The organism is Spirosoma luteolum, from assembly GCF_054778875.1.
This window is the reverse complement of sequence record NZ_BAAGZE010000001.1, coordinates 92,007-113,094: the sequence shown is the minus strand read 5'-3', so window position 1 is coordinate 113,094 and position 21,088 is coordinate 92,007. Positions and strand designations below refer to the sequence as shown.

The window sequence follows — 21,088 nt, the reverse complement described above, 5'->3', positions numbered from 1 at the left end:
CGCTCCATTGGCCGGCCGTAAACCGACTACCGAAAACAGTAGACTGACTTAAAAACGCGCGGCCAGCAGCAGATCGAGCGCCTTGAAGCGCATATTGAACTTCTGGGCAATGTAGAGGTTGGTCAGCGTGCCCTTATGCGCATAAACACCTTTCATAAACCAGCGGTTCGCATAGAGCATCTGTTCGATGCCACCGGTGGTGCCGGTCTCCAGCAGAAAAGGCAGAAAGATGTTGCTGAGGGCCATACTGGCCGTGTAGGCCACGCGGGCGGCAATATTGGGCACGCAGTAGTGAATTACATCCATGTGCCGGAACGTAGGGGCCTTATGAGTGGTCATACGCGAGGTCTCGAAGTTACCCCCCTGGTCGATCGACACGTCGATGAGCACGGAGTCGGGCTTCATTTTGCTTACCATGGCCTCCGTCACCACCACCGGGCTCAGGCCATCTTCGGCCCGCATAGCCCCGATCACCACGTCGGCCCGCTGGATGGCTTCACTCAGGGTGTCGGAATCGATGATCGACGTGTAGACGTGCTGGCCGAGGGCGTATTTGAGCCGCTGCAGCTTGTAGAGGTGTTTGTCGAACACCTTCACGTCGGCTCCCATGCCGAGGGCGGTGCGGGCCGCGTATTCAGAAACCGTACCCGCACCCAGCAGCACCACCTTGGTAGGTGGTACACCCGTAATGCCCCCCAGAATGATACCCCGTCCGTTGTCGGCATTGCTCAGAAACTCACCCGCAATGAGCATCACGGTGCTGCCGGCAATCTCGCTCATCGACCGGATCACGGGCATGTACCCGGCCTGATCTTCGATGAACTCGTAGCCGAACATCGTCAGGTTTTTTTCGTTGATGCGCTTGAAATAGTCGCGGTCCTGGGCCGGCAGGTTGAGTGCCGAAATAATGGTGCTGCCCGACCGGACATGCTCGAATTCGGCATCGACCAGCGGTTCGACTTTCAGGATCAGACTGGCCTCGTAAACTTCTTTGGGCGAATAGGCAATGCGGGCACCGGCTTCGCTGTATTCGTTGTCGGTAAATTTGGCTTTCACCCCGGCACCCTGTTCCACAATCACCTCATGGCCGTTGCGTACCAGAATCGAAACGGCTTCGGGCGTGAGGGCAATGCGGTTTTCCTGGAGCGATACTTCTTTGGGCAGGCCAATCAGCAGGTGGTTGCCGTGCTGTTTCACCGCCAGCGGCAGTTCTTTGGGGTACAGGGCGGTTTGCTTCGCCAATTCCTCAAATCCGGTCATATATCGTCGGCTATCGACAGCGTATAGCGGCCAAACGTTAAATCAAGTAAGTGGAAATCAGGCGCTCTCCATCGGCCTCGGCCGTGATAGATACCTGGAAATAGGCAGCGGGCCAAAGGGTACTGATGCGCTCGGGCCACTCGATAAAGCAGTAACTGCCCGAATCGAGGTATTCTTCGAGCCCGATATCGAGTGCTTCGGCTTCGTTGCGGAGCCGGTAGCAGTCGAAATGATACACGGCGTGGCCTTCGTGGGTGGTGTATTCGTTGACGAGCGAGAAGGTAGGGCTTTGCACCGTACTGACCACGCCCAGCGCCCGGCACAGGGCTTTGATAAGGGTGGTTTTCCCAGCCCCCATGTCGCCGGCAAACAGCCAGACCGACCGTTGGCGCCCTTCGCCCAGCAGGCGGTGGGCTACAGTGTCGAGTTCGTCGAGCCGGTGAACGTGCAGCGTCATGTGTGTGAGGTCGATGAAGCCGCAAAGATAAGCAATTTAAGCGGACCGCCTGTGCCCTGTCGGGTCTGTAACGGCACCATGGGAACGGCCGCCAGCCACCTCCATGCGGAAGTGACGGGCGGCCGTCGACCGGTTGGCTTTCCGACTCCGGCTCAGTAACCCGGATTCTGGGTGAGAGTTTCGGTGCTGCCTTTCTTGCTGTTCAGGATTTCCTGCAGCGGAATGGGGAAGTATTCGTGCTTGCCCTTGATAAACTGCACACCCTTCAGGTACGACCGCTTGGCCGATTCGGTGCTGTAGTAATTGTTCATCATCTGATCGGCCATGCCCCAGCGGACCAAATCGAACCGGCGGTGCCCTTCCATGCCAAACTCGAGCCGTTCCTCAAACCGGACTGCCAGTCGGGCAGCAGCCTTGTCGGTCCACGGGGCCGTGTATTCGCTGATCACATAGTTGGCCGCGGGCTGGCCGGCGGCATTTTTTACGAAGCCATCGGGGTTGGCGGCCCGTCTGCGAATCTGGTTCACGTAGCCGCGGGCTTTTTCCAGGTCGCCGATTTCGGTTTCGATTTCGGCCAGCCACAGCAGCACGTGGCTGTAGCGAATCAGGCGGTAGTTGTTGGCGTTCAGGCGGGGGTTGCCGGCAAAGGTGTTGGTACCCACATCGGAGCGGTACATCAGGTGTTTCTTGGGCGAATAAGGCCCGCCGTACGACTGGTCGCGGATGTAGGCTTTGCCGGGGTGAACGCCCCAGTCTAGGAAGGGAATGCCCCGGCGACCCACGGTCCAGTCGAGCCGCGGATCGACCGGACCCGTGTAGGGCGTAAACGGTGCCGTCGACTCGATGCCCTGGTCGTTGGTGATGTCGCTGGTGTTGTAGGTCGCGGGCAGGGGCAGTCCGTTTTCGGTTTTAAAGGCGTTGACCAGGTTCTGCGATGGCTGGAAAAAGCCACAGCAGGTGGTTACCCCCCCGCCCCCGTAAGGATAGTTCAGGGTTGAGCCGGCATTGCCGTTTTCGCCCCCCGAGGCCCCGTCGTTGACCGAATACTGTACCTCGAAAATCGATTCGGCGTTGTTGTTGGTAACCGCCCGGAAGTTATCGTGGTAGTTGGGCATCAGCCGGTACTGTCCGCTGGCTACCACGGCTTCGAGCAGCGGTCTGGCCTCGGCATACTTCTGCTGGTACAGGTAGGCTTTGCCCAGTTCGGCCGCGGCCGCCCATTTGGTGGGGCGTCCTACCTGGGTCTGTTTGTTCGGCAGTACATCGTAGGCTGCCTTCAGATCGGCCACGATGTTTGGCCAGATATCGGCGTTGTTGGGCAGTTTGGTGCTCTCGAGGTCGTTGGGGTTGTAGGTTTTCTCGTCGATGTAGGGCACCATGTTGAACATCTTCTTCAGCTCGAAGTGGTAATGCCCGCGCAGAAACCGGGCTTCGGCCGTGGCCTGCAGCTTCTCGGCATCGGTCATGTCGGTGGCTTTGGCCATAGCCTGCAGTACGTCGTTGGCGCGGGCGATACCGTCGTACATACCCCGCCATTTACCCCGGAAATACACATTGTCGGACTGAATGGCCCCCTGCTCAATGAGCGAGATAGCGGGCTGGTCGCCGGCAATGGTGCCTTTGTAGGCATCGTCCGACGCCACACTGCCGTACACCCAGTTGTCGGCCCCAACCTGGTAGGAGCGGTAGGCACCTTCGGGGGTAGCCCAGCCGTCGAGCAGGGCGTAGGCACCAATCAGCAGGGCATTCACGCCCGCTTTGTTCTGCAGCGTCGTAACGGCCAGAGCGGCTTTGGGCTGCACATCCAGAAACTTATCGGAACAGGAGGTGGCCAGGGCCAGACAGCCGATGGCGAATAACGTTTTTTTCATGATCGAAGCAGGATTAGAAGCTGAGGTTCAGACCGGCCAGGAACGTCTTGGCCACCGGGTATGACCCGCCGTCGACACCGATCTGGCGGTCGTTGCCGGCGGAGTAGCTGCGCAGGTTGATTTCGGGATCCATGCCCGAGTAGTTCGTGATCGTGAACAGGTTCTGCGACTGGATGTAGACCGAGGCTCCCCCCAGCTTCAGCCGCGACAGCAGCGACTGCGGCAGCTGGTAGGTAAGCTGGATGTTTTTCATGCGGAAATACGAGCCGCTCTCGAGGTAATAGGTCGAGGGCTGAATGCTGACCTGATCGCTGGCCCGCAACTGGGGCAGAATGGCGTCGGTGCTGCCCGGCCGCCACGACTGATACAGCATGCGGGTGCTCCGGTTGCCGGCAAACGTGGGGAAGTCGGTCCAGTATTTCACGTAGTTGAAAATCTGGTTGCCCTGCACGCCCTGCCCAAACACCGTCAGCCCGAAATTTTTGTAGTTCAGGCTCAGATTCAACCCGTAGTTGAAGGCCGGGTGGGGGTTGCCGATGATGCTCAGGTCTTTGGTGTTGATGACCCCGTCGCCGTTGACATCGCGGAATTTGAAACGACCGGCCACGTTTTCCGTGGCCGCATTGCCAAACTGCACCGGATGGGCCTTGGCTTCTTCGTTGGTCTGAAAAATGCCATCGATGGTGTAGCCGAAGAACGATGAGATGGGGTAGCCCTGCTGCGTAACCACGAAGTTCTGAATCCGCTCGTCGTTGATGCCGAAATACTGCGTGGCCGGGTCGCCGTTGGTTTTGGTGACCACGTTGCGATAGGTACCGATGTTGGCGCTCACGTTATAGGTCAGTCCGCTGCCGCCGAGTTTGTCGCCGTAGCCGATCATCAGGTCGACCCCGCGGTTGCGCATGGCACCGATATTCTGGAAGGGGTTCACGGCCACGCCCTGCGTCAGCGGGGCCGACACGGGGAAGAGCATGTCAGACGTGGTGCGGGTGTACCAGTCGAAGGCCACGGTCAGGCGGTTGCGGAACAGGGTGGCGTCGAACCCCAGGTTCAGGCTGGTGGTGGTTTCCCACTTGGCGCGGGCGTTGCCAAACTGGGTCAGTTCGTAGCCCGGCACGGCCGAGGTGCGCGAGCCATTGATGTCGTAGAACGAGGTGATGGGGTTGGTACTGAACTGGGTAAACGAGTTGTAGTTTCCGATCTCCTGGTTTCCGGTCTGTCCGTAGCCGGCGCGGAATTTCAGGTCGTTGACCAGGGTCAGCGGCTGGAAAAAGCGCTCTTTCGAGACCCGCCAGCCCACGCTGGCTGCCGGAAACACCGCCGACCGGAACTCGGGCGCAAAGCGCGACGAGCGGTCGCGCCGTACGGTCAGATCGAGCAGGTACTTATCGTCGAGGGCGTAGTTGAGTTTGGCAAACTCCGACGCCAGCCGCCAGTTGGAGGCCCCGCCGTTGTTGGTCTGCACCCCGGTGCCGGCACTCAGGTAGCGGTTTTCGATATCGTCGACGGCAAAGTTGGTGCGGCTGGCATCGAAAAACTCAAAGTAGTTTTTGATCGACTCAGTACCGGCAATTACGTTGAAACGGTGACGGTCGCCCAGACTCAGGTTGTAGGTCAGGGTGTTATACCAGGTCCAGGTCCAGTCGTAGTTATTGCTGGTCTGCAGGCTGTTCGACCCGCGGGCTTCGGCCGCTTCGATGTTGCGGATGGTGTAGTTGCGGTAGTTGAACAGGTTGTAGTCGATCCCGAAACTGGTGCGGGCTGTCAGGTTGGGCAGGATATCGACCTCGGCGTAGGCATTGCCAAACAGGCGCACTTCTTTTTGCACGTTGTCTTTGTTGCGGTACAGTTCCGACAGGGGGTTGAACGCGTTGTCGAGGTCGCCCCCGCGGGTGCCGGCACAGTTGCCCGCCACGTCGTAGACCGGGATAATGGGCTGAATCCGATACGCAAACGAGATGGGGTTGCTCTCCGCGTTATTGCCGTTGGGCTGCCCGACCCGTTCGCCGTAGGCCACCTGAAAATTCTGCCCGGCCCGAATCCGCTTCGAGATGTTGAACTCGGTATTGGCCCGCAGCGAATACCGCTTGTAGCCCGTATACTTCATAATACCCTGCTGGTTGAAGTAGTTGAGCGACATGGCATAGCGACCCGTTTCGCTGCCGCCCGACACGCCAAGCTGGTGGTTCTGGATAGGGGCCGGATTGAAAATTTCCTCCATCCAGTTGGTGCCTTCTTTGTTGGCCCGGGTGATAAGCAGAAAGTTGGGCGAGTTGATGTCGTTGTTATAATTTTTAAACGTACCGTCGGGGTTCTGCGCCACACGGGGGTCACTGGCCGACGCTCCGCTGGGCAGGATAAAGTCGGGAATGACGGGCGAGGTGCCGTTGCCGAACTGCGAATGAACCGGATTGCCGTTGGCCCCCACCACGCCCGAGTTTTTGCGGCCCTCCCACGTCAGCTGGGCGTATTCGCTGGTGTTGAGCAGGTCGAGGAGTTTGCCGTGGCGCTGCGTACCGAAGTATGTATCGTACGTAAAGCGGGGCTTGCCGGCTTTACCTTTCTTGGTGGTGATGATAACGACACCATTACCGGCCCGCGAGCCATAGATCGACGCGGCCGAGGCATCCTTGAGTACCTGCAGGCTTTCGATGTCGTTCAGGTTCAGCGTGTTCAGATTGCCTTTTGTGGGCACGCCGTCGATGACGTACAGGGGCGAGTTATCGTTGATCGTACCAAACCCCCGGATCCGGACCATCACCCCCCCGCCGGGCGCGTTTTCGTTGCCCACCGTCACGCCGGCCACGCGACCTTGCAGGGCCTGGCCTACGTTGGTCGACGGAACGGCCAGCAGCTGCTTCGTATCAACGGTGGCTACGGCCCCCGTAATATCGCGTTTGGCCTGTGCGCCATAGCCCGTCACAACCACTTCATTCAGGGTCTTGATGTCGGGGGTAAGGGTTATGCTGAGGGTGGTTTTGTTGCCGATGGCGATCTCCTGGGCGGTGTAGCCAATGGCCGAGACGGTCAGCACATCGCGGCCGGGCGGCACCACCAGCGAGAACTGGCCGCTGGCGTCGGTAACTATACCCGTCTGGGTCCCCTTTACCAGCACGTTGGCACCCGGCAGCCCGGTGTTGTCGTTGCCATCGGTAACCCGGCCCGTAATGCGCCGTTCCTGCGCATACGCGCCCGTACTCAGTAGCCAGCCCAGCAGTAAAACCGGGAATACGCGCAGGAGCTGTCGTAGTGATTTTTTCATAGCCTGGTAAGTAGGTTTGGTGAAACGATCCGTAAGTAGTAATGCTTATCTGCCGAAAGAATAGACTAAACCTGACTTACCTGACTTCTATTAATTATTTTTTTATGACTATTCGTAACGACAAAGCGGCTTCGATGTGGTGACATCGAAGCCGCTTTGGAAGCCGGGAACGGGTTGCGGGTCAGCTTGTTACTTGAACCTGGCGGGGTCGAGCCTGAAAAAGCGGACGGCATTGTTGAACAGGATGTCGCGTTTCTGCTCGGCCGACAGGTAATCGGCATTTTCGATCACGCCAATCGACGCTTCGATGAGGCCGGGCCAGATCAGCATATCCGTACCGTACAGGATCCGTTTGCCGAATCCGGCCTGCACCAGCCGCTTCAGATACGCGTGAATTTCGGCCTGTGGGTAGCTCCAGATAAAGCCGGCCAGATCGACGTACACGTAGGCGTTGGCCCCCATCAGGGCAATCATTTCGTCGGCCATGGGGTAGCCGGCATGCATCACCCATATTTTCAGTTTGGGATGGCGGGCCAGCAGATCTTCGAGCAGGAAAGGCCGCCCCAGCGAGGCCCGGTATTTGGCCTGGGTAAGGTTGGCCATGCCGTTGCCGCCCGTACCCATGTGGATACCCACCGGAATGTTTAGTTTCTCGGCCGCAGCAAAATACGGGTCGAGGGCCATATCGCTCGGCGACAGCCCCTGGTACTGCGGGGCCACCTCACCCATAACCTTGTAAAAACCCGACGACAGTGAGTCGGTGAAGGCCTGCACGGTCATGTCGTTGGGCGAGCTGACGCCGATGCCGGGGATAACCCGCCCGGGGGCTGCTTTTTGCCAGTTGCGCAGTACTACCGGATCGCCAAAGGCAACCATGGTCATGTTGAGCCGCTCCATGGTCGATACCATAGCGTCCTGCATCGCCTTGTCCGACTTGGCCGGCTGGAGTGGAGCCACGCACTCGGCATTCAGAAACGCCCGCATCTGCTGATTGGGGTCACCACCGGGCATATCTTTCAAAAACCAGGGACACATCTCGACCGAAAAGCTGGGGTTTACTTTCATGGCGTGGACGTGCACGTCGATGATGGGCAGGGGCCGTTTGGGGGGCTGGGTCTGGGCCATGGCGCTTTGTCCGAGCACAAGCAGACCAACGGCCAGCAACTGAAGAGACTTTGGTAATCGCATACGCATACGGGTTAACAGATAAAAAATTAGCCGGGAATCTGAAGTTCGAGTAAGGCAAAGCTCAGTGTTTTGCCGTGGGGGTCGACAGTTAGTGAAGTCGTAACGCCCCCGGCCAGCGCCTGCTGACAGACAAAATGCAGAGCCGGCAGGTTGGGCAGTTCATATCGCGTAACGGCGCCGGTAACGATGGCCGACAGGTGGTTTTTGACAACGTCGGCCGTGACCTGCGCGCGCAGCAGCTCATACTGGGCCGGATCGTAGGGGATAAGCGACAGCGTCAGGGTATTGCCCTTGTCGCCGGCCCGGCTGTGGGCAATGTCGTAGAGTCTGATCATGCGTGAAAAAGGGTTAACTGCGGTATCACCTGCGATCGGTCGAGCAGGGTCGACACCATACCGATTACTTCCTGCACGTACTTACGGGCACCCCCGCCGGCGGCCGGCCCGTTGGTGTAGAGGGCTTCGACTTCTTCGCCAATGCGGGCCGCTGCGGCTGCTGTGCTGGCCCGCCCCGCTACCCGCAGCCGAATTTCGTAGGGAGCCGGGTAGTGGCCAAAGGAGGTGCGGTGAACCGCCGTGCTGCCTACGTAGTCGATGCGGAGGTCGGGGTAGTCGGCTCCAAGCCGTTCGCGGATGATGGCACCGGCCAGCTCGGCCCGCGCCAGCGCGTTAGGCCCCGCGTACGACAGCTCCCCCTCGCCCACAAAACCCGCTTCGTAGCCTACGCTTACTTTCAGGGTGTCGGGTCGGGGCTGGCCCTGTCCCCCGCTGGCCCGCACCCGGTCGGGCCCTGTCTGGACCAGCCGGACCTGGGTGAAATCGGCAACCACATCGGGCGTGAGGTAACGGCCGGGGTTCATGACTTCGTAGAGCAGTTGTTCTTTGGCTGTGGCCAGCGTGAGGGCGCCCCCCGTGCCGGCTATTTTGCCGAACTCGGCGGTGCCGTCGGGTGCAACATCGGCGAAGGGATGCCCCAGCCGGGCCAGATCAGGCACGTCTTTGCGCCCGGGGTCGGCGAAGTAACCGCCGGTCAGCTGCCCCGCGCACTCCAGCAGATGCCCCACCACGGTGCCCTGCCCCAGCCGGGCGTAGTCGGTAGCCGACCAGCCGAAGGCATGCATCATAGGTGCCAGAAACAGCGAGGGGTCGGCCACCCGACCCGTTACTATGATGGTGGCATCTGAGGCCAGGGCGGGCAGGATAGCATCAACGCCCAGATAGGCATTCGCCGAAACGAGCCGGCCCGATGCCGCGAGTGGTTGTCTGGTCTCGAGGGCCATTTCGGTACCCGTAAGCTGGTCGAACACATCGTCGCCCGTTACGGCTGCCACCGTCAGGGACAAGCCCGCCTGCCGGGCCATATCGGCGATCTTCCGGGCGGCCGCCAGCGGGTTAGCCGCGCCCATGTTGGTGATCAGCCGAACCTGACGGGCCACCAGATGCGGCAGCAGACGCTCGATCCGACGCTCCAGCAGGGGATCGTAGCCCAGGGCGGGATTGTGTTGCCGGCGTTTCTGAGCCAGCGCAATGGTGCGCTCGGCCAGGCATTCCAGCACCAGAAAATCGAGCGAGCCCTGCTGAACCAGCAGGTCGGCGGGGTCGAGCCGGTCGCCGGAGAAGCCGGCTCCGCACCCGATGCGAATGGTGGTGTTCATACGTGAAGCGAACCAGTTAACAAAGCAGCTATGGTCATCACGAGGGAGGTGCCCAGCGCCCACTTGAGGGTAAAGGCCTGGTGATCGCCCAGATCGACTTCGGCCAGGCCTACCAGCAGAAAGGTCGAGGCTGTCAGCGGGCTGAGCGGGAACCCTACGGTCATCTGCCCCAGCAGGGCCGCCCGACCAATTTCGAGCGGGTCGATACCGAACTGCGTAGCGGTCTTGACCAGAATAGGAACCACTCCGAAATAGTAGGCGTCGGGTGTGAAGAGCAAACTGGCCGGCACACTGGTCAGGGCTGTCAGCGCAGGCAGCCAGGTCGCGTGCTGCTCGGGAATCAGCGATACGACGGCGGTGGCCATGGCATCGATGAAGTGGGCCCCGGTGAGAATGCCCGAGAAAACGCCCGCGGCAAAGATCATGCTCGAGACCATAAAGATGTTGTTGCCGTGGCTGCGCAGCACCCGCTGCTGATCGGGCAGTCGCGGGTAGTTCACCAGCAGCGCGACCACGGCGGCCGTTACGAACAGCGCCGGGGCCGGTACCCAGCCTTTCATCAGGGTAGTGATCAGGGCCACGGTCAACAGGGCATTGATCCAGAACAGGCGGGGTCGGCGCAGGGTGCGCTGCTCGTCGGTCAGGCTGTCGTGGTGTGCGTAGGTCAGCTCGCGGATGCCCAGCCGCCGACGTTCACGCAGCCCAAACCAGCCCGCTACCAGCAGTACCCAGACCATGCCGGCCAGCATGGCCGGCAGGTTGGGCGCCACCAGGTGGGCCGCGTCGGTTTTCAGGGTAGTCATGGCGCGGGCGGTCGTACCCGACCAGGGTACCAAATGCAGGGGCCCCACACTGAGCGCCACAATGGCGGGCAGCATCAGCCGGTTGATACCCAGCTGCCGGTAGATAGGCAGAAAGGCCGACATCACGATCATAAACGTGGCCGTTCCGTCGCCATCCAGATGAACGATCATGGTGAGCAGCGCCGTACCAACCAGTACCTTCAGCGGATCGCCTTTGACGGCCCGGATAATGGCCGCAATGATCGGGTCGAACAGGCCCGCGTCGAGCATGGTAGCGAAATACAGCACCGCAAACACGAGCAGAATGCCGGTAGGAGCGACCTGCTTCAGGCCGGCCAGAATCATATCGCCGAGTTCACTGGGTGTAAATCCGGCCAGCACGCCCATAACGAGCGGTACCAGCACCAGGGCCGTGAGAACCGACAGGCGCCTGGTAATGATCAGCAGCAGAAACAGCGCGATGGTGGCAAAACCAAGGAGGGCAGGCATACAGTGATGAGGTTAACGTAAAAGGGAAGGGATCCGGATGGTCCGACTGGCCGTCTGCGCATTGGTTCAGGGGGCGGCAAATGCCTTGCTGAAGAACAGGGCCTGATAGGGTAGCGAATTCTGCCAGTAATCCCAGGTATGGCCGCCGGGCCGCTCGCTGTAGTCGTGCGGGGTCTGGTTAAAGACCAGCCGGTGGTGCAGCTCGCGGTTGGGCTCGATCAGAAAATCGTCGACGCCACAATCGAACACCAGTTTCAGACCCGTCTGCCGGATTCGGTCGGCCAGGCCCAGCACCGAATAAGCGGCCCAGCCATCGGGCGACTGATCAAACGGCCCCAGAATCTGCTCGAATGCCTGCTTTATGCCCTTTGCGGCATCGGGGGGCAGCTTCCAGCCGGTCATGTCGGGGTTCAGCGCGCCACTCATGCTGCCGGCAGCCCCGTACAGGTCGGGGTGGCGGGCGGCCAGGTACAGAGCGCCATAACCGCCCATCGACAGACCCGTGATGGCCCGGCCCGCCCGCGCCCGAATGGTGCGGTAACGGGTATCGATAGCCTGAACGACATCGGTAGTCAGGTAGGTTTCGAACTGACTATCGGGGCGCACGGGGCTGTCGAGGTAGTAGCTGAACACGTCTCCTTCGGGCATAACGATCAGCATATTGTATTGATCGGCCAGTCGGTGCAGCAGTGTTTTGTCGGGCGTTTTGGTGATCCAGTCATTGTAATGACCAAAACCACCGTGCAGCAGATAAAGCACCGGGAAGGCTGCTGTACGTTTTGCCGACGTGGCGTACGACTGCGGCAGCACGACGACCGCCCGGTACGATTTTTTCATGCCGGCGCTGGGTATATCGAGAGAGTCGACGCTGGCGCCCCGAGCAGACAACCCCGTCAGCAGCAGCAGGCTGCAGAGTACAGATAGAACAGACTGATGCATGGCAGAAAGAAAGCCACTGCCCGGAGGCAGTGGCTCAGGTTGGGATTTAGGAATAGTAAATTGTACAAAAAGGTGAAGGTCCAAATGTACATGGCAGCCATCGTATCTCCACCGCGTATCTTCGCCCTGCGGTGATTTAGCGGCCTACTAAATTGATTCGTAACTTGGGGAAAATTTAGTAGGCTTCCGGTTTATTTATAAAAACCTGTCCAGCAGACAATTATATGGCCTTAAAGACGGGCAGAGACGAAATCAGGTATTTGCTGGAAACGGTCATTGATCGGTACGAGCAAACAACGGGGCAGTCGCTGATCCGCAATACCAGTCCCAAAAACTACGAACCCATTGCCCGGCTGCTCAGTGCCATCAGTAACGAGCTCCCCCATACGGCCGATACGCTACAGCACGATTCCTACGCCCCTGACCCTAATCCCCGGCAGGTCGGGTATCCACACCGGCGGTACGACATTACGGGTATTCAGGTGAAAGATGCCTACAACCGGCTGGTAGCTAACCCTCGTCCGTTTCTGGTCGATGCCTGTTATATCTACCTCTACGGCATGGGCCGCCGGGGCTTTGCCGAGAATCCGCAGGACCCTAATCTGATCGCCGGGGTCGATGCCACGGTTCAGTCACAACTGGCTGAGCAGGAGGTACTTCGCCAGCAGCTGACCAGCAGTCAGCAGTTACACCGGCAAACCGTTGCCGAACTACAGGCGACTCTGCGCCGAAGCCGGCGCCTGACCTGGCTAAGTCTGGGCGTTGGGGTGGGCCTGGTGTTGCTGGTGGGGGCAGGCTGGCTAACCGACCGGCGGGCGTGGGCACAGCTGCGGCACGACATGAGCCTGTTGCCTTACCAGCCCACGGCGGCCGAAATCGACAGCTTATCAGGCATCTGGCTCTACTACACGGGGGCTCCGCAGGCCCGTTTTAGCGACTCGGCCCGCTACCATCAGGTTGCTAACAACCTGGTCGAGATCACCTATCAGGACGGGTATTTCCGGTTCTATCGTCATGGAGCCAACATCGATCACGTGGGCTATATGCAGTTCGAAGGACCCGGGCTGGTGTCGCTGCACTCGCACACCAATACCGAAACCGGCCGCATCGAGTCGCCCATTCACGCGCTGATGCGGCTCGACGAGAAGCGGGGTTACCTGAGCAGTATAGCCACCACCTGGACGTTCGACCGGGGGCGGGGCAACGATCTGATCGGTATTCGGAACATCTTTATCAAGCAGGGGCGGGGCGGACACCTGTCCGAGATTGCAAACACGCCTGAGAACGCCCACTGTCATTGCAAGATCATGCAGTGGCAGCCCCCCGCCGGACGGACCCGCCAATACCCCCTTCAGTACAAGCTGCTCGATACCCTGGCCGATACCTGGCTCCGGCCGCTGATCGACGAACATAGTATTCTGCTCCGCGATCCGGCCCGGCAGGGGTTGCTCAGGGTACGGCCCTAACGCACGCAGGCCCGGTACGAATCCGTACCGGGCCTGCGACTACGATCTGAACGGACTTAGGCCAGCTTCAAATCGTCGATAACGCGCTGCACCTTGGCTTTCAGCTGCGCGTAGGTGTCATCAAACGCTTCCTTGCTGGCCAGCGGTTCGTTTACACTTACGTAGAACTTGATTTTAGGCTCCGTACCCGAGGGGCGCGCCGACACTTTGGTGCCATCTTCGGTGAAGAACTGCAGTACGTTCGACGACTCGACGCCCATTTTGCCGGCTTCGATAGCCGACGTCTGACCCGATACGGCATCGAGCCGGGTGAGGGCCTTGTAATCGTCGACCCGCACCACGCGCGAACCGGCAATCGACTGGGGCGGGTTGGCCCGGAAGTCGGCCATCATTTGCTGAATTTCTTCAGCCCCACTCTTGCCTTTTTTGGTGATCGATACCAGGCTTTCGTAGTAGAAGCCGTTTTCCTGGTACATAGCCATCAGCATATCGAACAGGCTCAGGCCTTTGTCTTTGGCATAGGCAGTCAGTTCGGCAATCATGGCGCAGGAGGCCACGGCGTCTTTGTCGCGCACGAAATCGCCGATCAGGTAGCCGTAGCTTTCTTCGCCCCCGCCAATAAACTGTTCGTTGCCCTCCAGTTCCCGAATCACTTCGGCAATGTATTTGAAGCCGGTAAGCGTGTTGTAGCAGTTCACGTCGTAGCGTTTGCACATCGCGTCGATCAGATCGGTCGTTACGATGGTTTTGGCTACAAACTCCTTACCCGTCAGTTTGCCGGCGTCTTTCCAGGCGTTGAGCAGGTAATAGATAATCAGGCTGGCCATCTGGTTACCGTTGAGCAGCTCAAATTCGCCGTGGTGGTTGCGGGCACCCGCGCCAACGCGGTCGGCATCAGGGTCGGTCGCCATCACCAGATCGGCGTCCAGTGAGTTGGCCAGGTCGAGGGCTAGCTGCATGGCCGCCCGCTCCTCGGGGTTGGGCGACTTCACAGTCGGGAAGTTGCCGTCGGGCGTAGCCTGCTGCTCCACGATGTGTACGTTGGTGAAGCCCAGCGCTTCGAGCGCACGCGGTACGAGGGTGATGCCCGTACCGTGGATGGGTGTGTACACAATGTTGAGGTTGGCCTGCCGCCTGATCACGTCGGGGTTCACCGCGTTCGACTTGATACGCTCTATGTAGGGGGCGTCGATTTCCTCATCGATCAGCTGAATCCGTTCGGGTACACCCTCAAACTTGATGTCGCTGATGGAGGTGATTTTGTTTACCTCGCCGATGATGGCCTTGTCGTGGGGCGACACCACCTGTCCGCCGTCGTTCCAGTACACTTTGTAGCCGTTATACTCGGGCGGGTTGTGCGATGCCGTTACAACGATGCCGCTCTGGCAGCCCAGCTGCCGAATGGCGAACGACAATTCGGGCGTGGGTCGCAGACTGCTGAACAGGTACACTTTGATGCCATTGGCCGAGAAGATATCGGCAACCAGCCGGGCAAACTCGGGGCTCATGCGCCGGCTGTCGTGGGCAATGGCCACGCTCACATCCTGGTCGGGAAAGGCGGCATTGATGTAGTTGGAGAGGCCCTGCGTGGCGGCCCCAACGGTGTAGCGGTTCATGCGGTTAGACCCCACGCCCAGTACACCCCGTAGGCCACCCGTCCCGAATTCGAGATCCCGATAGAATGAATCGGTTAGTTCGGTGGTGTTTCCCTCATCGATAAGCGTCTGGATAGCCGCTTTCGTGTCGGCATCGTAGGGGCCACTGAGCCACTGGTCGACGCGCTGCTGGGTTGAAGAGTCAAGGGTCATTGTCGGTATTATACAGGAAAGTAGTTGATAATGGAATTACTGCGATGGGCCAAATTTACACTTCTCGGGGGGCCAGCCAAACCCGTCTGCTGGATTGGCTGCTGCGCATGGGCCGGATGACTGTATAAAACCCGGCCCCCTACGCTCGTATTCGGCTCCCTGACCCGGTCAGACGTACCGTTGGGTGATATGGGCCGTCTGCTCGCTTGTTTCGACCAGCAGCGGGTGGCGGGGCTGACGCAGGGCCGCGTCGAGGTCGGCAATGGTTTCTTTGAACAGCAGATTGACCGGTACCGGCTGGGTAATACCGGCCGCGTCGGTGTACTGCAGCAGCGGACGAACCGTACCCTGTGCCGCCAGTTCATTGTAACGCTGGCGAGCCTCGGCAAAGGCGGCATCGTCGGGTCCGAAGGGCACCACGGCTTCGGGCAGCGGAGCCGCCTTGCGGGCCGCCAGCCGGGCGTCGAGGTCGGTCAGCATCCGCTTGAGCCGGGCCGTGTCTTTACCCGTCCGGATGCGCTCGCGCAGCGATTGCCGGATCAGGTAAGTCAGCGCATGGGTCAGATTCAGACCGATTTCAGCCATCTGTTTGAAAATCAGCGACGAGGGCGACATGCCCGGAATGGTGTTGGGGTCGTGCAGCAGCACATCGCCGGCCGGGGTCAGAAAGCCGTCGATACGGGCATATACGTTGATGCCCAACCGCGTAAACACCTCCATAACGGCCAGCTGAATCTTGCGGTTGTTCTCGAGCGTGGTGTCGACCGGAATCCGTTTTTTGGTCGTGTTGAGTTTGTATTTCGATTCGAAGTCAAAACTGGCGACGTTGTAGATTTCGGTGGGGGGGAGGGCAAAGGCCATCTGGTCGTCGTCCTGAATAACCCCGCACGAAAACTCCTGGCCGCTGATAAACTCCTCGAACAGCACTTCGTCCTCGGCATTGAGCGCCGACAGGCCAATGATGGTATGGCCGGCCTGCACCAGTTCATCGAGGGCCGTTACGAGCCCGGCTGGATGCGCGATGCGCTGGCCGGTCTGGTTAATAATCAGGGGAAAACTGATACCCGAATCAAGGCTGGTCATCTGCTGGGCCAGCGCCTGCTTATCGGCCGGGGTCAGCGTTTGCCAGGCCCCCAGGGGCGACCAGCCGTCGGGCTCAATGGTCATCGTAAAGAAACACTGCTCCACGGCCCGGCAGAAGCCCGCCAGATCGTGTTCACGAACAATGGCGACGCCGATGCTGGACCCCTGATGGGGGGCTTTGACCACGATGGGCAATCCCAGATGCTCAACCAGCGAGTGAAAAAACTGGGCTTTGTCGGCCTGTTCGTAGGTGTCGCGGCTGATGGTGGCCGTTTTTTTCTGCTGCCCATTAGCCAGCGCAATCAGTTCGTTCTGCAGAATCTTGTTGATCCCCACGGCCGAACCCGCCAGGCCGGGCCCGGTATAGGGCACCTTATACCACTCCAGCAGCCCCTGAATGGCTCCATCTTCGCAGTCGGGGCCGTGCATGGCCAGAAAGGCCAGATCGAAAGTATCCCGGAAGGCTTCGGGACGCAGCTCGGGCCAGTGCGCGTCGAGCAGGGCCGGCTCCAGCGACTCATCATAGACCGAATACCCCGACTCATCCTGCGGCAGTACGTTGCGTAGCGTGTCGGCTTCCAGAAAGGCAGGCGTTACCGGATGAAAGCGGCCCCGCCCGTCGACGAAGATCAGCACGGGCTCAAAAAGACCTTTATCGAGACTGGCCAGGGCGGTGCGCCCCCCGGCAAACGACACCTCGCGCTCGCGCGCCGGGCCACCGAAGAAAATGCCTATTTTCACAGAATTGAGAGCAATTGGAGAAACGCAAAGAAACAAAAAAGCCACCTGACTTGGGCAGGTGGCTTTGTATTTAAGGGCGCAGCGCCGGCAAGGCAGGGGCCTGACAGACCGGCAATCGGCCTAGTAGGCAGGCGTTATGTTTACCGCTTCGACCCGCTGAACTTCGGGTACGGCTTTCAGAATAGCTTCTTCCAGACCTCCTTTAAACGTCATGGCCGACATGGGGCAGGAGCCGCACGAACCAAGCAGTTCCAGGCGGGCTGTACCATCATCGGTGACTTCCAGCACTTTCACGTTCCCCCCGTCGGCAGCCAGGTACGGACGCATGCTGTCGAGGGCTCGTTCTATTCGCGTAATGAGTTGGTCGTTATTGACTACCGGCTCCATTGAATCTATTGATTTACGGTAAATTTACACGATACAGGCCACTTAAGCAACCTGTACGCGCTGGGTCTGGTCGACGGTACTGTTGCGGATGGCAACCTGCTGGGCGAGGGCTTCGGCCGTGGCCCGGAAAGCATCGATCGCTACCGGTTCGCCCCCGCTGAAGGCGGGCCGGCCGTCGTCGCCGGCTTCGCGGATGCTCTGCACGAGGGGAATCTGCCCCAGCAGCGGCACATCGAACTGGGTGGCCAGCTGCTGCCCGCCCCCCTTGCCGAAAATGTAGTACTGATGGTCGGGCAGTTCGGCCGGGGTGAAGTACGACATGTTTTCGATCACGCCCAGTACCGGCACATTGATCTGCGGCTGACGGAACATCGACAGGCCTTTCACCGCATCGGCCAGCGCCACTTTCTGGGGCGTGGTTACAATGATGGCACCCGTTACCGGTACCGTCTGTACGAGAGTCAGGTGAATGTCGCCCGTGCCCGGCGGCAGGTCAATCAGCAGGTAATCGAGGTCGCCCCAGTCGGCGTCGGCAAAGAACTGCTGTAGCGCCCGGCCCGCCATGGTGCCCCGCCAGATGATGGCCTGGGTCGGGTCGACCAGAAAGCCCATCGACATGATTTTGATGCCGAACTGCATGATCGGCTCCATGCGGGTTTGCCCGTCGACCTGAAAAATCCGGGGCCGCAGGTCTTCGGCACCGAACATGGTCGGCATGGAGGGGCCGTATATGTCGGCATCGATGATGCCTACTTTGGCGCCCGACTTGTGCAGCGCAATGGCCAGATTGGCCGTTACGGTCGACTTGCCAACCCCACCTTTTCCCGACGAAACGGCAATGATGTTTTTAACGCCCGGCAGCGTGGGGGCATTCACCCGCGTCGAGGTAACATCGGAGGTCATGTCGATCGTGACGGTGATATTGGGACCGATATGGATATGAATGGCGTCTTCGCAGCGCTTCCGGATCACTTCCTTGAGCGGGCAGGCCGGTGTGGTAAGTACCACCGTAAACCGCACCGAGTCGATGCCCAGCGTGATGTCTTTCACCATGTTGAGCGATACCAGATCGCGCTTCAGGTCGGGTTCTTCAACCGTGCTTAACGCCTGCAGAACGGCGTCTTTGTGTAAACGATAATCAGACATAATGGAGGAGGGGGACAACAGATCGAACCGCCAGTAGCCCGGTCGGGGTCAGGCCAGGGCCTGTTCCGAAGCAGATTGGCGGGCCGGGTCCGTTAACGCTAAACGGCTTCGTAGGTCGGTCAGTTCCGCCCGCAGGTCGACCCGCGCCGACAGGGTTTCAAGCCGGCTCAGCAACCGCAGCAGAAACTGCCGGTGGGCGGGTGAGGCCTCGCCATGCAATGGCCGGTGGGCCAGAGCCTGCCGAATCGACTGCCAGTCGGTAACGAAGCTGCGAAGTTCGGCATCGAACGCGCTTTCGGCAAACTTGCCGAAGATATAATCGTGAGCCTGCGCATTGGGATGAACCAGATCGGCTTCGTAAAACCGGTAATCGCGCAGATCGTCGATCATCAGTTCGTAGGCCGGAAAATAATGCACCCAGTCGTGCCAGACACTCAGTTCATGGGTCAGCACCCGCAGGGTGGCCTTGCTGACCTGATTGAGCGGCAGGGTATCGCGCGTGTGCCGCACGGGGCTAACCGTAAGCAGCACCTGCAGAGTAGGGTTGACTGTCTGCAGCCGGCGCAGCAGGTCGGTCAGCTCGGTCCGCAGGTGCTCGGCCTGATACAGGAATTTTTCGAAATGGGCGCCCGGCATCTTGTGGCAGTTGGCCACCACGCGGCCCGTAGCCAGGTGCCGGTAAACCAGGGCGGAGCCGAAGGTGAGCAGCAGCAGGCTGGCGTCTCGCAGGGCCTGGCCGGTTTGGGTGAGCTGATCGATCAGGCGTTGCCGAAGGGCTTCGCGCGAGGAGGCCCATAGCGACGAGTGGAAGTCGTAGTGCAGCCAGACCCCATCGCGTTCGAGATAAAGCTGTTCGTCGGGTTCGGTACCGTCGAGGGCCATGGTCAGCAGCCGTACCATCGAGACGGGGTTGAAGACGGTGCCGAAGGGATTGTTCAGTACCGTCAGTTTGTGGTCGGCCAGGCGCCGGCCCATCACGTCCGAAAAGCAGGAGCCAAGGGTCACGATCCGACTCGACAAACAGATCGGAACGGGTAGCGGTTGGGGCGTAAATTCGGTATGAAACTGCATACCTATAGAACACAAAAAGGGGGTGTTTGGGTCCGTTTAGGGCAATAGATTAACCCGTTAATCCGCTGGCGGTCAGTAGCCCGACTATACCACTCAGTCCAAACGGGGGATAACGAAAACGGGTCGGCATGCAGCGCATACCGACCCGTCGGATTCTGAAACGGGGGGCTTATTCAGCCGCAACCACGTCGATGGTAACTTTATGCTTCACGTCCTTGTGCAGGTCGATCGTTGCTTCGTAGGTACCGAGGTTTTTCACGTCGTCGAGCGTGATTTTCTTCCGGTCGATGTCGAAGCCTTTTTCGCGCAGGGCATCAGCCACCTGCGTGTTGGTTACGCGGCCGAAGATTTTGCCGCTATCGCCGGCTTTTGCCGGGATGGTCAGCGTCATCTCGCCGATGCTGTCGGCCGTAGCCTGAGCATCGTTTTTGATTTTTTCGGCTTTGTGAGCAGCCTGACGAATGTTTTCAGCAACTACCTTTTTGTTGGAGTCGGTCGCCATCATGGCGTACCCCTGCGGAATCAGGTAGTTACGACCGTATCCGGGCTTCACCGTAACGGTGTCGTTCTTATAGCCCAGGCCGGCAATATCGGTTTTGAGAATGATATCCATTTTTGAAAAAGTTGTACAGTTGTAAAGTCCTGTGGTTGTATCGTTTCGCTTGTCTTGACAAACGGGGTAACGCGACAACCTGGTAACTCTATAACTTTATTTCAGTGAATCGCCAACGTAGGGGAGGATGGCAAGGTGACGAGCGCGTTTAACGGCCTGAGCTACTTTGCGCTGGTTTTTCAGGCTGGTACCGGTCAGACGCCGGGGCAGAATTTTGCCCTGCTCGTTGAGCAGCTTCAGCAGGAAGTTACCGTCTTTGTAGTCGATATATTTGATACCGGCTTTCTTGAAACGGTCGTATTTTTTGCGGTTCTCGGTTTTCGAGACAGATTCGTTTTGCAGACTCATGATTACTTAGCCTCGTTTTCGGTTTGTTTTTTCTTACCCACTAACCCGTTGCGCTTGCGGTCGTTATAAGCAACTGCATGCTTGTCGAGCGATACCGTCAGGTGGCGGATGATGCGCTCGTCACGGAGATACTCGGTGTTGAGTTTCTCGATGATCGTGCCGGGAGCCTTAAACTCGAAGAGTTGGTAGTAACCCGTGTTTTTGTGCTGAATCGTATAGGCCAGCTTGCGGAGGCCCATGTTTTCTTCGTGAACCAGCTCCGCACCGTTATCGGTCAGCACTTTGCGGAACTTGTCAACGGCGTCCTTCATCTGAATCTCAGATAAAACGGGAGTTAAAATGAACACCGTTTCGTAATTATTGGGAAACATTGTGTAATTGGTTTGAAATGAGGGCGCAAAGATAGGAAAAAAGTTATAAAGTTGGTAGGGTGGGGGCGATAAAGTTGGTGTATTAGCGAGTTGTAGGGTTATGGAGTTAGCGAGTTATAGGGTTGTGGCGA

Annotated in this window: 18 protein-coding genes; 1 reads left to right on the top strand and 17 read right to left on the bottom strand. The window is 59.1% G+C overall.

Going from position 1 to position 21,088, the window contains the following annotated elements; all coding sequences use genetic code 11:
• Positions 1-48: 48 nt before the first annotated feature.
• The 9 genes from ACYVAC_RS00550 to ACYVAC_RS00510 all read right to left on the bottom strand — a co-directional run bounded on the left by ACYVAC_RS00550 (position 49) and on the right by ACYVAC_RS00510 (position 11,923).
• Positions 49-1,260 (bottom strand): alanine dehydrogenase, encoded by a 1,212-nt coding sequence (locus ACYVAC_RS00550; protein ID WP_461095587.1) that lies wholly within the window; start codon positions 1,258-1,260, stop codon positions 49-51.
• A gap of 37 nt (positions 1,261-1,297) precedes the next feature.
• The gene (gene tsaE, locus ACYVAC_RS00545) at positions 1,298-1,717 is read right to left on the bottom strand and encodes a tRNA (adenosine(37)-N6)-threonylcarbamoyltransferase complex ATPase subunit type 1 TsaE (RefSeq protein WP_461095586.1); all 420 of its coding nucleotides are present in this window, start codon (positions 1,715-1,717) and stop codon (positions 1,298-1,300) included.
• 152 nt (positions 1,718-1,869) lie between these two features.
• Complete coding sequence (locus ACYVAC_RS00540; protein ID WP_461095585.1) at positions 1,870-3,588, bottom strand: RagB/SusD family nutrient uptake outer membrane protein; 1,719 nt, start codon at positions 3,586-3,588, stop codon at positions 1,870-1,872.
• Positions 3,589-3,601: 13 nt separating this feature from the next.
• Positions 3,602-6,850 (bottom strand): SusC/RagA family TonB-linked outer membrane protein, encoded by a 3,249-nt coding sequence (locus ACYVAC_RS00535; protein WP_461095584.1) that lies wholly within the window; start codon positions 6,848-6,850, stop codon positions 3,602-3,604.
• Positions 6,851-7,039: 189 nt separating this feature from the next.
• On the bottom strand, positions 7,040-8,038 hold the full coding sequence (locus ACYVAC_RS00530) for an amidohydrolase family protein (protein ID WP_461095583.1): 999 nt from the start codon (positions 8,036-8,038) through the stop codon (positions 7,040-7,042).
• A gap of 26 nt (positions 8,039-8,064) precedes the next feature.
• Complete coding sequence (locus ACYVAC_RS00525; protein WP_461095582.1) at positions 8,065-8,373, bottom strand: AtuA-related protein; 309 nt, start codon at positions 8,371-8,373, stop codon at positions 8,065-8,067.
• A complete protein-coding gene (locus tag ACYVAC_RS00520) occupies positions 8,370-9,692 on the bottom strand; it encodes an acyclic terpene utilization AtuA family protein (RefSeq protein WP_461095581.1) in 1,323 nt (440 codons plus the stop codon). Before ACYVAC_RS00520 ends, ACYVAC_RS00525 begins: the two co-directional genes overlap by 4 nt.
• On the bottom strand, positions 9,689-10,984 hold the full coding sequence (locus ACYVAC_RS00515) for a CitMHS family transporter (protein WP_461095580.1): 1,296 nt from the start codon (positions 10,982-10,984) through the stop codon (positions 9,689-9,691). The genes ACYVAC_RS00520 and ACYVAC_RS00515 overlap by 4 nt, the downstream gene beginning before the upstream one ends.
• Positions 10,985-11,050: 66 nt before the next feature.
• Positions 11,051-11,923, bottom strand: coding sequence for an alpha/beta hydrolase (locus tag ACYVAC_RS00510; protein ID WP_461095579.1), 873 nt, complete (start codon positions 11,921-11,923; stop codon positions 11,051-11,053).
• Positions 11,924-12,147: 224 nt separating this feature from the next.
• Between ACYVAC_RS00510 and ACYVAC_RS00505 the strand changes: the two genes are divergently transcribed.
• Positions 12,148-13,389, top strand: a complete 1,242-nt coding sequence (locus ACYVAC_RS00505) for a hypothetical protein (protein ID WP_461095578.1) — start codon at positions 12,148-12,150, stop codon at positions 13,387-13,389.
• A 56-nt stretch (positions 13,390-13,445) separates the two neighbouring features.
• On the opposite strand, the gene ACYVAC_RS00500 is transcribed toward ACYVAC_RS00505, so the two are convergent.
• From ACYVAC_RS00500 to rpsF, 8 genes are all read right to left on the bottom strand, one after another.
• Complete coding sequence (locus ACYVAC_RS00500) at positions 13,446-15,197, bottom strand: phospho-sugar mutase (protein WP_461095577.1); 1,752 nt, start codon at positions 15,195-15,197, stop codon at positions 13,446-13,448.
• A 168-nt stretch (positions 15,198-15,365) separates the two neighbouring features.
• Positions 15,366-17,021: a D-alanine--D-alanine ligase family protein gene (locus tag ACYVAC_RS00495; RefSeq protein WP_461095576.1), complete on the bottom strand. Its 1,656-nt coding sequence runs from the start codon at positions 17,019-17,021 to the stop codon at positions 15,366-15,368.
• Between the two features lie 120 nt (positions 17,022-17,141).
• Positions 17,142-17,408, bottom strand: a complete 267-nt coding sequence (locus ACYVAC_RS00490; RefSeq protein WP_461095575.1) for a NifU family protein — start codon at positions 17,406-17,408, stop codon at positions 17,142-17,144.
• Positions 17,409-17,450: 42 nt separating this feature from the next.
• The gene (locus ACYVAC_RS00485) at positions 17,451-18,554 is read right to left on the bottom strand and encodes an Mrp/NBP35 family ATP-binding protein (protein ID WP_461095574.1); all 1,104 of its coding nucleotides are present in this window, start codon (positions 18,552-18,554) and stop codon (positions 17,451-17,453) included.
• 48 nt (positions 18,555-18,602) lie between these two features.
• Positions 18,603-19,625 carry a GSCFA domain-containing protein gene (locus ACYVAC_RS00480; RefSeq protein ID WP_461095573.1) on the bottom strand — a complete coding sequence of 341 codons (1,023 nt, stop codon included), beginning with the start codon at positions 19,623-19,625 and terminating at the stop codon, positions 18,603-18,605.
• Positions 19,626-19,794: 169 nt separating this feature from the next.
• Positions 19,795-20,238: a 50S ribosomal protein L9 gene (rplI, locus tag ACYVAC_RS00475; protein ID WP_461095572.1), complete on the bottom strand. Its 444-nt coding sequence runs from the start codon at positions 20,236-20,238 to the stop codon at positions 19,795-19,797.
• Between the two features lie 96 nt (positions 20,239-20,334).
• The gene (gene rpsR, locus ACYVAC_RS00470) at positions 20,335-20,586 is read right to left on the bottom strand and encodes a 30S ribosomal protein S18 (protein WP_012925715.1); all 252 of its coding nucleotides are present in this window, start codon (positions 20,584-20,586) and stop codon (positions 20,335-20,337) included.
• Positions 20,587-20,588: 2 nt separating this feature from the next.
• On the bottom strand, positions 20,589-20,957 hold the full coding sequence (rpsF, locus tag ACYVAC_RS00465) for a 30S ribosomal protein S6 (RefSeq protein WP_461095571.1): 369 nt from the start codon (positions 20,955-20,957) through the stop codon (positions 20,589-20,591).
• Between the last annotated feature and the right edge of the window lie 131 nt (positions 20,958-21,088).

Coding starts and splice junctions, on each gene's coding strand:
- ACYVAC_RS00540 (WP_461095585.1), bottom strand. CDS start 3,588: ATGAAAAAAACGTTATTCGCCATCGGCTGTCTGGCCCTGGCCACCTCC.
- ACYVAC_RS00550 (WP_461095587.1), bottom strand. CDS start 1,260: ATGACCGGATTTGAGGAATTGGCGAAGCAAACCGCCCTGTACCCCAAA.
- rpsF (WP_461095571.1), bottom strand. CDS start 20,957: ATGTTTCCCAATAATTACGAAACGGTGTTCATTTTAACTCCCGTTTTA.
- ACYVAC_RS00490 (WP_461095575.1), bottom strand. CDS start 17,408: ATGGAGCCGGTAGTCAATAACGACCAACTCATTACGCGAATAGAACGA.
- ACYVAC_RS00505 (WP_461095578.1), top strand. CDS start 12,148: ATGGCCTTAAAGACGGGCAGAGACGAAATCAGGTATTTGCTGGAAACG.
- ACYVAC_RS00530 (WP_461095583.1), bottom strand. CDS start 8,038: ATGCGATTACCAAAGTCTCTTCAGTTGCTGGCCGTTGGTCTGCTTGTG.
- ACYVAC_RS00510 (WP_461095579.1), bottom strand. CDS start 11,923: ATGCATCAGTCTGTTCTATCTGTACTCTGCAGCCTGCTGCTGCTGACG.
- rplI (WP_461095572.1), bottom strand. CDS start 20,238: ATGGATATCATTCTCAAAACCGATATTGCCGGCCTGGGCTATAAGAAC.
- ACYVAC_RS00480 (WP_461095573.1), bottom strand. CDS start 19,625: ATGCAGTTTCATACCGAATTTACGCCCCAACCGCTACCCGTTCCGATC.
- tsaE (WP_461095586.1), bottom strand. CDS start 1,717: ATGACGCTGCACGTTCACCGGCTCGACGAACTCGACACTGTAGCCCAC.
- ACYVAC_RS00525 (WP_461095582.1), bottom strand. CDS start 8,373: ATGATCAGACTCTACGACATTGCCCACAGCCGGGCCGGCGACAAGGGC.
- ACYVAC_RS00485 (WP_461095574.1), bottom strand. CDS start 18,554: ATGTCTGATTATCGTTTACACAAAGACGCCGTTCTGCAGGCGTTAAGC.
- ACYVAC_RS00520 (WP_461095581.1), bottom strand. CDS start 9,692: ATGAACACCACCATTCGCATCGGGTGCGGAGCCGGCTTCTCCGGCGAC.
- rpsR (WP_012925715.1), bottom strand. CDS start 20,586: ATGAGTCTGCAAAACGAATCTGTCTCGAAAACCGAGAACCGCAAAAAA.
- ACYVAC_RS00500 (WP_461095577.1), bottom strand. CDS start 15,197: ATGACCCTTGACTCTTCAACCCAGCAGCGCGTCGACCAGTGGCTCAGT.
- ACYVAC_RS00535 (WP_461095584.1), bottom strand. CDS start 6,850: ATGAAAAAATCACTACGACAGCTCCTGCGCGTATTCCCGGTTTTACTG.
- ACYVAC_RS00515 (WP_461095580.1), bottom strand. CDS start 10,984: ATGCCTGCCCTCCTTGGTTTTGCCACCATCGCGCTGTTTCTGCTGCTG.